Source organism: Cellulomonas denverensis (genome assembly GCF_012396125.1).
GTDB classification, from domain to species: domain Bacteria; phylum Actinomycetota; class Actinomycetes; order Actinomycetales; family Cellulomonadaceae; genus Cellulomonas; species Cellulomonas denverensis.
The window spans coordinates 19,574-33,308 of the sequence record NZ_JAAXOX010000001.1; the positions used below are offsets into that span (position 1 = coordinate 19,574).

The 13,735-nt window shown below is 73.7% G+C and carries 11 protein-coding genes; 4 read left to right on the forward strand and 7 right to left on the reverse strand.

From position 1 onward, the window contains the following. Positions 1 to 33 precede the first annotated feature (33 nt). Positions 34 to 1,674 carry a methyltransferase domain-containing protein gene (locus tag HGA03_RS00095; protein WP_168628199.1) on the reverse strand — a complete coding sequence of 547 codons (1,641 nt, stop codon included), beginning with the start codon at positions 1,672 to 1,674 and terminating at the stop codon, positions 34 to 36. 103 nt (positions 1,675 to 1,777) lie between these two features. On the opposite strand from HGA03_RS00095, the gene HGA03_RS00100 reads away from it, so the two are divergent. Beyond that, positions 1,778 to 2,410: a helix-turn-helix domain-containing protein gene (locus HGA03_RS00100; RefSeq protein WP_168628200.1), complete on the forward strand. Its 633-nt coding sequence runs from the start codon at positions 1,778 to 1,780 to the stop codon at positions 2,408 to 2,410. A 3-nt stretch (positions 2,411 to 2,413) separates the two neighbouring features. On the opposite strand, the gene HGA03_RS00105 is transcribed toward HGA03_RS00100, so the two are convergent. Together HGA03_RS00105 and HGA03_RS00110 are read right to left on the reverse strand one after the other, a co-directional pair. After that, the gene (locus HGA03_RS00105) at positions 2,414 to 3,589 is read right to left on the reverse strand and encodes an SLC13 family permease (RefSeq protein ID WP_239073630.1); all 1,176 of its coding nucleotides are present in this window, start codon (positions 3,587 to 3,589) and stop codon (positions 2,414 to 2,416) included. A 43-nt stretch (positions 3,590 to 3,632) separates the two neighbouring features. Next, positions 3,633 to 4,862 (reverse strand): AGE family epimerase/isomerase, encoded by a 1,230-nt coding sequence (locus HGA03_RS00110; protein ID WP_168628201.1) that lies wholly within the window; start codon positions 4,860 to 4,862, stop codon positions 3,633 to 3,635. 277 nt (positions 4,863 to 5,139) lie between these two features. Here HGA03_RS00110 and HGA03_RS00115 point away from each other — a divergent pair, with 277 nt between their 5' ends. The 3 genes from HGA03_RS00115 to HGA03_RS00125 all read left to right on the forward strand — a co-directional run bounded on the left by HGA03_RS00115 (position 5,140) and on the right by HGA03_RS00125 (position 10,109). Further along, positions 5,140 to 5,877 carry an HAD family hydrolase gene (locus tag HGA03_RS00115; protein ID WP_168628202.1) on the forward strand — a complete coding sequence of 246 codons (738 nt, stop codon included), beginning with the start codon at positions 5,140 to 5,142 and terminating at the stop codon, positions 5,875 to 5,877. Continuing rightward, positions 5,874 to 8,381: a glycoside hydrolase family 65 protein gene (locus HGA03_RS00120; RefSeq protein ID WP_168628203.1), complete on the forward strand. Its 2,508-nt coding sequence runs from the start codon at positions 5,874 to 5,876 to the stop codon at positions 8,379 to 8,381. Before HGA03_RS00115 ends, HGA03_RS00120 begins: the two co-directional genes overlap by 4 nt. Positions 8,382 to 8,465: 84 nt before the next feature. Beyond that, positions 8,466 to 10,109 (forward strand): Na+/H+ antiporter, encoded by a 1,644-nt coding sequence (locus tag HGA03_RS00125; protein WP_203767522.1) that lies wholly within the window; start codon positions 8,466 to 8,468, stop codon positions 10,107 to 10,109. A gap of 4 nt (positions 10,110 to 10,113) precedes the next feature. Here the strand turns inward: HGA03_RS00125 and HGA03_RS00130 are convergent, their stop codons facing one another. From HGA03_RS00130 to HGA03_RS00145, 4 genes are all read right to left on the reverse strand, one after another. Then, positions 10,114 to 10,698, reverse strand: coding sequence for a hypothetical protein (locus tag HGA03_RS00130; protein ID WP_168628204.1), 585 nt, complete (start codon positions 10,696 to 10,698; stop codon positions 10,114 to 10,116). A gap of 90 nt (positions 10,699 to 10,788) precedes the next feature. Further along, positions 10,789 to 11,283: a hypothetical protein gene (locus tag HGA03_RS00135; RefSeq protein WP_168628205.1), complete on the reverse strand. Its 495-nt coding sequence runs from the start codon at positions 11,281 to 11,283 to the stop codon at positions 10,789 to 10,791. 92 nt (positions 11,284 to 11,375) lie between these two features. Beyond that, on the reverse strand, positions 11,376 to 13,367 hold the full coding sequence (locus HGA03_RS00140; protein ID WP_168628206.1) for an alpha/beta hydrolase: 1,992 nt from the start codon (positions 13,365 to 13,367) through the stop codon (positions 11,376 to 11,378). Next, entirely contained in the window at positions 13,364 to 13,657 is a 294-nt protein-coding gene (locus HGA03_RS00145) for a hypothetical protein (RefSeq protein WP_168628207.1), read from the reverse strand. The genes HGA03_RS00140 and HGA03_RS00145 overlap by 4 nt, the downstream gene beginning before the upstream one ends. Between the last annotated feature and the right edge of the window lie 78 nt (positions 13,658 to 13,735).

The following is a 13,735-nucleotide window of genomic DNA, read 5'->3' on the forward strand; positions in this document are numbered from 1 at the left end:
AGTTGCACCGGGCCGTGCGGGCCCGGCGGCCGATCAGCGCCGCCGGGCCCGCAGCACCGCGTCCTGCACGTCGTGCTCCCGCTCGCCGTGCCGCTCGACCCGCGCCCGGGCCTCGGCGACCTCGATCTCCCACTGCGCCGGATCCAGCAGCCCGGCGATCTGCTCGGCGGTGACGAACCAGTCGTCCAACGCGCCGAGCCCGTCCCGTAGGTGCTTGTCGTGCGGGTGGTGGCCCACGATCAGCAGGGTCCCCCCCGGTGCGACCGCGGCAGCCATCCGGCGGAACAGGGCGTCCCGGCCGCCCGGCTCCGGGTGCAGGAAGTGGCTGGTGACCAGGTCGTAGCGCCGGCCCGCGGCATCCCACTGCCCGGCATCCGCCTGCTCGGTGCGCACCCGCACCCCGTGCTCGGCCGCGAGCGCCGCCACCCGGTCCAGCGCCCCCTGCGCGATGTCGACCGCAGTGACGTCCCAGCCCTGGCGGGCCAGCCAGACCGAATCGCCACCCTCGCCGGCACCGATGTCCACCGCCGTGCCGGGGACCAGACCGGCGACCTCGGTCTCCAGCACCCGGTTCGGCCGGCCGGACCAGATCCGGGGCGCGGTCCGGTAGCGCTCCTCCCAGAACTCCCGTCCGGTGGGCGGCTGCCCGTGCGTGGCCGCCGCGAACCGCTCGTGCTGGGCGGACCGCAGCGCCGCGTCGGTGTCCTCCTCGACCAGCTCCTGGTTGAGCATCGCGGCGGCGGCCTGGCCCTGGGCGGCGGCGACCAGCACCTGGGCGCTCAGATCCGTGACGTTGCCGGCCGCGCGGACCCCGGGCACCACGGTCTGCCCGCGGTCGCCGGTGGGCAGGAAGGCCGACCCGGGGAACGGTCCCTCCTCGGCGACCAGGCCCAGTCCGTCCAACCCGTCCAGCCGGGGCCGCATCGCCGCGCCGACCGCCACCACCTCGGCCGGCAGCACCGTCCCGTCGGCCAGCCGCACCCCGGTGATCGCGTCGTCGTCGACCAGCAGCCCGGCGGCCCGGCCCGGCCGCACCGCGATCCCCCGGGCGGCGAGCTTCGCCAGGTCCTCGTCCGGCAACGGGGCCTCGGCGACCAGGGTCAGCTCCGCGGTCCAGTTCCGCCATAGCAGTGCCTGGTGCACCGAGCCGAGCAGCACGATCCGCCGATCGGCGACCTCCCAGCCGTGGCAGTACGGGCAGTGCACCACGTCGCGCCCCCAGCGGGCTCGCAGGCCGTCGACCTCGGGCAGTTCGTCCACCAGTCCGGTGGCGACCAGCACCCGGCGGGCCCGGACCAGCACCGGCCCGACGCCGGGTCCGGCCCCGGTCGCGGCATCCCCGGCAGGCCTGGTCCCCACCGCCGCATCCCCAGCCGTCCCGGGTCCGACGACCTCGGCCAGGAAGTCGGCGCCCTCCCGGCGGATCGCGGCGACCCGCCCGGTGACGACCCGCACCCCGTAGCGAGCCACCTCCGCGCGCCCGCGAGCCAGCAGCTCGGCCGCCGGCAGCCCGTCGTGTCCGAGGTAGGCGTGCATGTGGGCGGCCGGGGCGTTGCGCGGCTCGCCCGCATCCACCACCAGCACCCGCCGCCGCGCCCGGCCCAGGGTCAGCGCACCGCTGAGCCCCGCGGCGCCGCCCCCGATCACCAGCACGTCCACCCGTTCCTCGCCCATGTCGACCCCTCGCTCCGGGCGGGCCCGGTGGCCCGCAGGTCCCCAGCGTCGGCAGACGCGGCGGTCTTGACAATTCCTGTTGCCGGTTCAGCAAACTGGTCCGATGAGCTCCCGCCGCCCCGGACCGCCGGTCTTCGAGGACACCCCGCCACCCGGCGACGACGCCGTGGTGCTGGACGGGGTCGGTCCCCGGCTGCGGGAGTTGCGCCAGGCGGCCGGTGCGACCCTCGCCGACCTGTCCGCCACCACCGGCATCTCGGTCAGCACGCTGTCCCGGCTGGAGTCCGGGCGGCGGCGGCCCACCCTGGAGCTGCTGCTACCGCTGGCCCGTGCGCACCAGGTGCCGCTGGACGATCTGGTCCCGGACGCCTCGACCGCCGACCCGCGGGTGCACCCCCGGCCCACCGTCCGGCACGGGGTGACCTACCTGCCCCTGACCCGCAGGCCCGGCGGACTGCAGGCGTACAAACAGATCCTGCCGCCCGCCGACCCGGACGCGCCGGCCGCCGACCTGCGGGTGCACGAGGGCTACGAGTGGTTGTACGTGCTGTCCGGCGCGCTCCGGCTCCGGCTCGGCGACCACGACCTGGTGCTCGGCCCCGGCGAGGTCGCCGAGTTCGACACCCGCACCCCGCACTGGATCGGCAACGCCCAGGACCGGCCCACCGAGGTGCTCGCCCTCTACGGCCCGCAGGGCGAGCGGATGCACGTGCGCGCCCGGCCCAAGCAGGGCTGACCGTCAGCCGAGCGCCAGCACCCCGGCCAGCACGCACAGCGGCGCCAGCCACAGCCCTTGCACCAGCAGACCGCGCACCGGCACATGGGTCAGCATCCGGCGGCATCGTTCCAGCCAGAGCACCGTCGCCAGCGAGGCCCACGGGGTCAGCAGCGGCCCCGCGCCCACCCCGATCAGCACCGCCGCCAACCGGGTCGGGTCGCCGCCGGCCGCCGGCTCCACCACCAGGTAGCCCGGCAGGTTGTTCAGCAGGTTCGCCGCCCCGGTGGCCAGCCCGGCCAGTGCCAGCAGCGGCCCGGTCGAGGTGCCCGCCGGGGCCAACCCCGCCACCCAGTCGCCCAGCCCGCGTACCTGCGCCGTCTCCACCAGCACGAACAGCGCGCCGACCACCAGCAGCATCCGCCACGGCACCAACTGCCCCACCGGTGCCGGCCAGCGGCCACGCCGCCAGCCGCCCAGCCCGAGCAGCAGCACCGCCGCCACCCCGGCGACCAGCCACACCGGCGCCCCGCTGACGAAGCCGACCGCCATCGCCCCGACCACCGCCGCGGTCGCCACCAACAGCGTGCGGTCCGGCGGCCGGTACCGCTCCCCCGGCTCGAAGGCGCCGGTCAGCCGATGCCGCCCCCGCACCGCCAGCACCGCCACCGTCACCGCGATCGCCACCAGCGCGGGCCGCCACATCACGCCGACGTAGCCCACCCCGGCCGTCGCGAACCGGTGGTCGGCCAGCAGGTTGGTCAGGTTCGACACCGGCAGCAGCAGCGACGCGGTGTTGGCCAGCGCCACCACGGTCAGGGCGTAGAACACCGCGGTCCGGTCGTCGCCACCGCCCACCCGGCGCCCGGCCCGGATCGCCAGTGGGGTGAGCAGCACCGCCGTCGTGTCCAGTGACAGCACCACGGTCGAGGCGATCGCCACCAGCACCAGCAGCAGCCACAGCGCCCAGCGCCGGCCCCGTGCCAGCCGGGCCGCCCCGTCGGTCGCCGCGTCGAACACCCCGGCCACCGCGCAGCACTCGGCCACCACGGTCAGCGCCGCCACGAAGCCCAGCACCGGCAGCACCCGGCCCGCCAGCTCCCGGGCCTCGGGCGCGGGCAGCGCCCCGGTGACCACCGCCACCGTCGCGACGACGGCACCCACCGCCCACCACGGGACCCGACGCAGCACGCTCAGCACGGGCAGGACTGTAGGGCCGCGGCGACCGGGCGGCCCGCCGGGCTCAGTCCAGCAGCCCCCGGGCGAGGGCCGGGGCGAGCACCGGGGTAAGCGGCAGCCGCGGGATCAGGGTGGCCTGCACCGCGTGGTAGAGGTCCGCCTTGCCCGCCCAGACCGTCCGGGACAGCCGGTTGTCGGTGCCCAGCTCGTGCCACCAGGACCCGCCGTCGCGGTCGATCAGGAACTCCTCGGCGTAGTCCCACCAGGTGGCGTACCAGTGGTCGAAGCGCTCGTCACCGGTGGCGGCGTGCAGGGCGGCGGCGACCGCGATGCCCTCGGCGACCACCCAGTGCATCCGCTCGCGGACCACCGGCCGGCCGGACCAGTCGACGGTGTAGACGAAGCCCGGTGCGCCGTCCACCGCCCAGCCTTCGCGCACCGCGGCGTCGAACAGGGCGATCGCGTCGTCCAGCATCCAGGCCGGGGCGACGTCACCGGCGGCGGTGATCGCGGCCCGGGCGTGCAGGGTGAGCCGGCCCCACTCCAGCCAGTGCCCGATCGTGGCGCCGTAGGGGCGGAACGGGTGGGCGGGGCTGTCGGCGTTGTACTCCAGGTCGGCGTTCCACCCGGAGTCGAAGTGCTCGGGGATCCGCCAGTCGTTGCCCCGGGCGAAGCCGTGCACCACCCGGGTGATCATCCGCACCGCGCGGTCCAGCCAGATCCGCTCGCCGGTGACGTCGGCGGCGGTCAGGTACGCCTCGACGGTGTGCATGGTCGCGTTCACGCCGCGGTACGGGTCCAGCGTGCCGAAGCCCCGGTCCCAGGACTCCACCACCATCCCGGCTTCCTCGTCCCAGAACCGCTGCTCGGAGACCTCCAGCGCCCGGCGCAGCAGATCGGCGGCGCCCGGCCGGCCGGCGGCGGTGGCCGAGGCGGCGGCCAGCACCACGAAGGCGTGCGGGTAGGCCCCCTTGGTGTCGTCCACCGCGCCCTGCGGCCCGGCCTCGGTGAACCAGCCGCCGTGCTCGGAGTCCTGGAACACGCCGGTGATCGCGCGCAGCCCGTGGTCGGCCAGCGGCGCACAGCCCGGCCGGCCGAGCAGGGCGCCGAGGGCGTAGACGTGGGTCATCCGGCAGGTGATCCACAGTTCCCACGGCCCGTCGACCGGGTGCCCGTCGTCGTCGAGCCGGGTGAAACCTCCGGCGGGGTCGGCGGCGGCATGCCCGAAGGCGAGCAACCGGTCGGTCTCGGACTCCAGCCAGCGATGATGCGCGGGCGTCGTCAGCCACGTCATGCCGTTCACCCTAGTGGCAGGCGGGCCCCGGGTGTGATCCCGCCCACGGCCCGGTCCACGGTCGCAGCCGCCGTGGCACCCAACCACGGGCCTGCGGCCCCTCGACCGGGCCGTCCGGACACCCGAGTCGGCCATTCGCCACGTTGACACCACCCGAGCACCAGTCAGACTTGGTCTGCCGCCGGGCCTCCCGGAGGTCCCTTCCTGTGCCCGCGACCCGCCCTGGAGCATCGTGTCCCCCACTCCCGGTCCCCGCTTGAACGGCGTCCTGGACGGCATGTCCGCCGTCCTGTTCGACCTGGACGGCGTGCTGACCCCCACCGCCGTGGTGCACATGCACGCCTGGGCCCGGTTGTTCACCCCGGTGCTCGCCGCCCACGGCGTCGCGCCCTACACCGATGCCGACTACTTCGCGTTCATCGACGGCAAGCCGCGCTACGACGGCGTGCACAGCCTGCTGGCCGGCCGCGGGATCGCGCTGCCCTGGGGCGACCCGTCGGACGGCCCGGAGGCCGAGACGGTCTGCGGGCTGGGCAACCGGAAGAACGCGGTGTTCACCGAGGTGCTGCGGACCGAGGGCGTCACCCCCTACCCCGGGTCGGTGGCCCTGGTCGACGCGCTGATCGCGCAGGGGGTCGGGGTGGCCGTGGTGTCCTCCTCGCGCAACGCGGTGCCGGTGCTCGCCGCCGCGGGCCTGACCGACCGGTTCCCGGTGGTGGTGGACGGCCTGGTCGCCGCCGAGCGTGGCCTGCCGGGCAAGCCCGCCCCGGACACCTACCTGGACGCCGCCGCCCAGCTCGGCGTGCCCGCCGCCCGCGCCGTCGTGGTCGAGGACGCCGAGTCCGGGGTCGCCTCCGGCCGGGCCGGCGACTTCGGCCTGGTCGTGGGCGTGGACCGCGGCGCCGGTGCCGACGCCCTGATCGCGAACGGCGCCGACCTGGTCGTGCAGGACCTGGCCGAACTCCTCTCCGACGTCACCCCCGAGACCCCCGAGCACGGAAGCACCCCCCTGTGAACCCCTCCTCACTGTTCACCCCGGACCCGATCGACCGGCACCGGTTCCCGCCGGACGCCTGGGGTCTGCGGGAGACCCGCTACGACGCCTCCGACCTGGGGCGCACCGAGACGCTGTTCGCGGTGGCCAACGGCTACCTGGGGATGCGCGGCAACGTCGAGGAGGGCCGGGACTCCTTCGCCCACGGCACGTTCATCAACGGCTTCCACGAGACCTGGCCGATCCGGCACGCCGAGGAGGCCTACGGCTTCGCCCGGGTCGGCCAGACCATCGTCAACGTGCCGGACAGCAAGATCATCCGGCTGTACGTGGACGACGAGCCGCTGCTGCTCACCGTGGCCGACCTGCACCAGTACGAGCGCACCCTGGACTTCCGGGACGGCGTGCTGCGCCGGGACCTGATCTGGCAGACCCCGTCCGGCAAGACCGTCCGGGTGCGCAGCCGCCGGATGGTGTCCTTCACCGAGCGGCACCTGGCGGTGATGACCTACGAGGTCACCCTGCTGGACGCGGACGCCCCGATCGTGCTGTCCAGCCAGATGCTGAACCGGCAGGACGGCCAGGACGAGTACCACGTGCGCGCCGCCGCGATGGGCGAGGGCTTCGACCCGCGCAAGGCGGAGACGCTGAAGAACCGGGTGCTGGTGCCGAGTCTGCACTGGGCGGCCGGCGGCCGGTACGTGCTCGGCTACCGGGTGGCCGACTCCGGGATGACCCTGGCGGTGGCCGCCGACCACACCATCGAGACCGAGAACTCCTTCGAGGAGCGCACGCTGGTCGAGGAGGATCTGGCCAAGCACGTCTACCGGATCGACGCCAAGCAGGGGAAGTCGATCACCATCACCAAGGTGGTCGCCTACCACTCCTCCCGCGGCGTGCCGGCCAAGGAACTGGTCGACCGCTGCCGCCGCACCCTGGACCGGGTGGCCGGCGAGGGCGTCGAGTACCAGTTCACCGAGCAGCGGCAGTGGCTGGACGCCTTCTGGGCCCGCAGCGACGTCGAGGTGCCCGGCCAGCCGGAGCTGCAGCAGGCGATCCGCTGGAACCTGTTCCAGATCGCTCAGGCCACCGCCCGCGCCGAGGGCAACGGCATCCCGGCCAAGGGCCTGACCGGCTCGGGCTACTCCGGGCACTACTTCTGGGACACCGAGATCTACGTCCTGCCCTTCCTGACCTACACCTCGCCGCGGATCGCCCGGAACGCGCTGCGGTTCCGGTACACGATGCTGGACAGCGCCCGGGAGCGGGCGGCCGAGCTGAACCAGAACGGTGCGCTGTTCCCGTGGCGGACCATCAACGGCGAGGAGGCCAGCGCGTACTACGCCGCCGGCACCGCGCAGTACCACATCGACGCGGACATCGCCCACGCCGTCAAGCAGTACGTGGCGGCCACCGGCGACCTGGGCTTCCTCGCCCGCGAGGCGGTGGACATCCTGGTCGAGACCGCCCGGATGTGGGCCGACCTGGGCTTCTGGCGCGGGCAGAACGGGGACGCCACCTTCCACATCCACGGCGTGACCGGCCCCGACGAGTACACCACCGTGGTGAACGACAACCTGTTCACCAACGTGATGGCCCGGGCCAACCTGCGCGGCGCGGTGGACGCGGTGGACCGGCTGGCCCAGGAGGACCCCGGCGCGCACGCCGCACTGCTGGAGCGCCTGCGCCTGACCCAGGACGAGCTGGACGAGTTCGCCCGGGCCGCCGAGCGGATGGCGATCCCGTTCGACGAGCGGCTGGGCATCCACCCGCAGGACGCGCAGTTCCTGGAGAAGGAGCTGTGGGACCTGGCCAACACCGACCCGAGCAAGCGCCCGCTGCTGCTCTACTACCACCCGCTGGTGATCTACCGGTTCCAGGTGCTCAAGCAGGCGGACGTGGTGCTGGCGCTGTTCCTGCAGGGCGACCAGTTCACCGCCGAGGAGAAGCTGGCCGACTTCGACTACTACGACCCGCTGACCACCGGCGACTCCACCCTGTCCGCGGTGGTGCAGTCGATCATCGCCTCCGAGGTCGGGTACCAGGAGCTCGCGCTGCGGTACTTCACCTCGGCGGCCTACGTCGACCTGGCCGACCTGCACCACAACACCTCCGACGGGGTGCACGTGGCCTCGCTCGGCGGGGTGTGGAGCGCCCTGGCCTGCGGCTTCGGCGGGATGCGCGACCACGAGGGCGTCATTTCCCTCGACCCGCGGCTGCCGGAGGTCTGGGACGGCCTGACCTTCCGGATCGCGCTGCACGGCACCCGGGTCCGGGTCGACGTCCGGCACACCGAGCTGCGGCTGACCGTGGAGGACGGCGACCAGGCCAGCCTCCTGGTCCGTGGCGAGTCGGTCACCGTCCGGTCCGGCGACCCGGTCACCGTGCCGCTGGCCCCGGCCCCGCGCCTGATCGGCACCCCGACCGTCCGCGACATCGAGGGCAGCCGCCGCGCCGACGGCACCGTGATCACTGCCAGCGTCCCGGACCACCCGGCGCTGGGCGTGCCGCCCACCGGAGCCTGATCCACCGCCCGGACCCACCGGATTCACATCGGGGGTCCGGGCGGCGGCTTATCGTCGGAACCAGCCGACGTCGAGGAGCCGCCCGTGGACCGCGCCCAGATCTTCGCCCTGATCGCCGGGGCGGTGGTGATCACCGCGATCTGCCGACGCCGCGGCTGGCCGGCCCCACTGGTGCTGGTGGCCGCGGGGCTGGTGGTCTCGTACCTGCCCGGGGTGCCGGAGTACGACATCGACCCCCAGCTGATCCTGGAGTTCGTGCTCCCGCCGCTGCTGTTCTCCGCGGCCCGGTCGGCCTCCTACCAGGACATGCGCCGGTCGCTGAACTCGATCGTGCGGCTGGGCGTGGGCCTGGTGCTGGTCTCGGCCCTGGCGGTGGCGCTGGTCGCCTGGGCGCTGGTGCCGGAGCTGCCGTTCGCGGCGGCGCTGGTGCTGGGCGCGGTGGTCGCCCCGCCGGATGCGGTCGCCGCCGCCGCGGTGGGCCGCAAACTCGGCCTGCCCCGCCGGGTGATGACCGTGATCTCCGGCGAGTCCCTGATCAACGACGCCACCTCCCTCACGCTGTACAAGGTCGCGCTGGCCGGTGCCGCCTCCGGGGCCTGGGCCTGGTCGGAGGGCCTGACCACCTTCGCCCTGGCGGTGCTGGTCGGGGTGTCGTCCGGGCTGGTGATCGGCTGGGTGGTGCACCGGTTGCGACTGCGGTTCGACGACCCGGTGGTGTCCTCGACCATCGCGCTGCTGACCCCGTTCGCCTGCTACTGGGGTGCCGAGCACCTGACCGGTTCCGGCGTGCTGGCGGTGGTCAGCGCGGGGCTGTACCTGGGCCACACCGCCCCGAGCGCCGGCTACGCCACCCGTCTGGTGCAGGACCCGATCTGGGAGACCCTGGACCTGCTGCTGGAGTCCTTCACCTTCGCACTGATCGGCGTGCAACTGCCCTGGCTGATCGCGGACGTCCGGGCCTCGCACGAGGGGCTGACCACCGCAGTGGTGCTGGCGACGGCGGTGCTCGGCACGTCCATCCTGATCCGGCCGCTGTACGTCTTCGCCACCGCCTGGTTCGACCACCTCCGGCTGCCCGGCTCGCACCGCGACCTGTCCGACGCGCTGTCCGCCCGGGAGTCGGCGGTGGTGAGCTGGGCCGGGATGCGCGGGGTGGTCACCCTCGCCGCCGCGGCCGGTATCCCGGCGATGGCCGGCAGCGCCGAGTTCCCGGACCGGGCCACCCTGCAGCTGGTGGCCTACGCGGTGGCGATCGGCACCCTGCTGATCCAGGGCCTGTCGCTGCCCTGGCTGATCCGCCGGCTCGGGGTGCGCTCGGACGACGACGACCTGCGCGACCGGGCCCAGGAGGCGCGGCTGCGGATGGCCACCGCCCGCGCCGCCCAGGAGGTGATCGAGCAGCGCCGCCGGCAGTGGGCGCCCACCCTGGGCGAACAGCGCGCCGGGCTGCTGACCAACGGCCTGGCCGAGGGCATCGCCCGCCGGGAACGGGCCACCGTGGTCATGCTCGACCCCTCGATCGCCTCCGACGACGACCTGGCGAAGGTCAGCACCAGCCGCACCCGCGCACTGCAGGACCTCCGGCGGGACGTGGTCGCCGCCCAGCGCGCCACCCTGATGGCCGAGCGGGACGCCGGGCACGTGGACGAGGTGGTGATGCGCCAGGTGCTGCGCGAGCTGGACCTGGAGGACGAGTCGCTGGACGCCGCGCCGATCAACCGGATCTAGCCGGTCATGCCCGGTCGAAGTAGGCGTCGGGATCCGCGGGGTCGAAGTCCATCAGGTCGTCCGGGGAGTACTGGCACGGACCTGAGATGAAGAAGTCCAGGCGGTTGTACATCTCCACGCCGACGTCGCGAGCGATGAACCGGATCACGAAGCCGTCCTTGCGGATCGTCAACACCGGGTGGTCCTGGTCGAGGTTGTCCCGGCCGATCACCCAGCCGTCGTCGAGGTACGCCTGCGCGATCGGCATGATCAGGTGCGCGGTTCCCGGCGGGTCGGCCGGCAGCACCTCCGTGTTCCGGGTCGGGTGCCATGTGAACGACCGCGGCGGGGTCTCACCCCCGTAGGGCTCGTCGGAACACGCCGACCAGTCATCGCCCCAGCCCGGGTAGGTGTTCAGCTCGAAGGTCAACTCCGGGAACACCTCCCGGGCGTGCGCCAGCACCTCATCGGCCAACTCCACCGCGACCTCATACGTCGCGCGCGCATCCGTCGCCCGCACCTCCTGGCTCGGACCCGACGCACACCCCGACAACCCGACCGACACCACGACCGCCAACACTGCGCCGACCCGGCGCGCCAGCCCGCTCACCGCGCCGCCTCCCTTCGGCCGGTGGCTCGAGCCCGGTGCGGCTGGACCTGCTCTGGACTCACCCGCTCCACCGGCATGGCCGCCCTGTCCTCACCGGTCATCGAAGTAGTCCCCGGGATGCGCGGGGTCGAAGTCCATCAGGTCGTCCGGGGAGTACTGACACGGGCCGGAGATGAAGAAGTCCAGGCGGTTGACAATGTTCGGTGCCGCGTTCCGGTTCCGGGCGATGAACCGGATCGCGAAGCCGTCGTGGTGAATGGTCAGCGTCGGGTGGTCCTGGTCGAGGTTGTCCCGGCCGATCTCCCAGCCGCCATCGAGGTACGCCTGCGCGATCGGCATGATCAGCTGCACCGTCCCCGGCGGATCGGCCGGCAGCACCTCCGTGTGTCGGGTCGGGTGCCACTTGAACGACCGAGGCGGAGTCTCACCCCCGTAGGGCTCGTCCGAACACGCCGACCAGTCGTCGCCCCAGCCCGGGTAGGTGTTCAGCTCGAAGGTCAACTCGGGGAACACCTCCCGGGCGTGCGCCAGCACCTCGTCGGCCAGCTCCACGGCGACCTCGTACGTCGCGCGCGCATCCGTCATTCGCACGTCCTGGCTCGGGCCCGACGCACACCCGGACAGCGCGACCGCCACCACGACCGCCGACATGGCACCGACCCGCCGAGCCCGCCCGCTCACCGCACTGCCTCGGTCGGCGGCACGAACCCCGGGTCCTGCATCGGGTAGGTGTAGTGCTCGTCCGTCACCCCGGAGCCGATGAACACGGTGGGGTCGGTCCACACGGTGACCTCCCCGCCGATCATCACCGCGAGGATGTTCGCCCAGGCGTCGGATCGTGATTCGAACACCCCGCTGTGCGAGGCCGGCCCGGACAGCACTCCGCTGTACGGGTCGTTGCGGTCAACGCGCCCGGTCTCCAGCTGGGTCACGCCGGGCAGCTCGTCCGGGTCCAGGCCGTGCCCGAGCACGGTACCGATGCCGGTGCCCTGGGCGAGCGTGATCGGGTCGCCCGGGGCGGTCATCGAGTACCGGGGCGTGTCCGGCGCCGCGTAGTCCTGGGTCGTGCCGACGCCGGGGCCCGCGCCGGCCGACTCGATGTGCAGCACCCGGTCGACCACCATGCCCGCCACCTCGGCCCGGCCGACCACCGACCCGCCGTAGGAATGTCCGGCCACCGTGATCGTGGCGCCGGTGACCGCCTTGACGCCGTTGGCGAAGGACGCCAGATGGGGTGCGATGGACAGCGCATACGCCGAGTCGAAGGCCTCGAAGCTGCGCTGGTCGGGCACCGACTGGTCGCGGACCAGCACGCTCTGTGGCATTGGGCCGCCGAGATAGGTGATCACCGCCAGGTCGGGACTCCCCTCGTCGACGAACTCCCAGGCCCGCTCGAACTGGCCGTCCATGTTCCCCAGGTTCGTCCCGGTCCCGCCGACCAGGACGGCGACGTTCGGCGCCCCGGCGTAGCCGACCAGCTCGCCGAACCGTCCGGCGGCCGGATCGAAGAGCACCACCTGGTGCCCGACCCGGGGGACCTCCGCGCCGTCGGCATCGATGGTCTTGATCTGCTCGGTCAGCAGCTGGTCGTACCAGTCCCGGTCCCGGCGCAGCTGTGCGAGCTCCACACGCAGGGCCAGCAGCCGGCCGGCGTCGTCCTCCCGCTCGATCTCGGCGAGCGTCCGGGTGATCTGCGCGTCCGCCTCGGCCAGCGCCGCGGTGATCGCCACCCGGTTCGCCGCGATCCGGGTGGTCAACGGCACGCCGTCCAGGTTGTGCACCATGCCGGGGTACATCCGCGCCAGCAATGCGAGCTCGTCCGCACCCAGGTGCTGGCACGCCGCCAGGACCGCGTCGATCCGGCGCTGCGGGTCGGACACCTTCAAGGCGGCGGCCAGCTCCGGATACTGCGCGCCGAACGCGCCGGCATCGTCGCCCATCAGGCGGACCGCCAGCTGCGGGCAGGCAGTGAGCAGGGCGTCGAACTCCTCCGGGGTCAGCATGGACACCAGCCAGCGGGCCAGCGCGTCACCGGTCGGCCCGTCCGGCAGGTCCAGCACCCAACGGGCCATCCCGGCCGGCCCCTGCGCGAGGACGTCGGTGGAGACCGCCCGACCCGCCCCGCCGGCCTGGGACCACACCGGCGGGACCTCGGCGGACAGCGCGGCGACCAGATCGTCGTCGAGCTGCTGCCGCTCGGTCACCAGCCGGTCCAGCGCCGCCTGGTGGTCCAGCAGCAGCTGGTCGGCGTTCTGGACCGCTCGCACCGCCAGGCGCAGCTCCCACGGGTCCGGGTCCGGTTGTCGCTGCAGGGTGGTCAGCGTGAGGTTCGTGCGGGCCAGGTCGTGCCGGGACTGATCGAAGTCCTCGCCGGCCGTGCGGGCGCGGACTCGGAGGTCCCGGACCGCCCCGGCGTAGGCGTTCACCGTCTCCGCCCCGCGGCGGAGTCCGTCGGCGGCGGCGTCGACCTGGGCCGCGCGGTCGAGCATCGACCGCTCCCACGACTCCGCCGCCGCCCCGGTCCACCGCGTGCGGGTGTCCTGCACCAGGGCGGTGATCTCCCCCGCGGTGCCCGGCAGCGAGCTCAGGTGGCGGGCTGCTCGATCGACGATCTCGTCCAGCGTGTCCAGGTCGCCGGCACCGGGGTCGTCCCGGTCCCAGGTGGTCATCGCGCCACCATCGTGCCGAGTCCGTGACCGCGCACCGCGATCTCCCGGTCGGTGTCGGCCAGGATCCCGGCGGCCTCGGCCACCGCGTCACCGCCGGCCCAGACCCGGGCGGCCAGCGCGCCGGTGTGCTGCGACTGATGCACCAGCCACGCCTCGATCGCCTCGCCGACCCGGGTGGAGCCCGGGTCGACCCGGACGTGCCCCAGGTCCCAGCCGACATCGGCCGACAGCGAGTGCAGCCGCGAGCGCGCCTGCTGCGCCGCCGCGAGGTCCACCGTGAGATCCGCCACCCTGCCGCCCCGTCCGCCGTCGATACGACGGGAGGCTGGCAGCAGGACGCCGACTCGCGGCCCGACTTCCAGGGCATT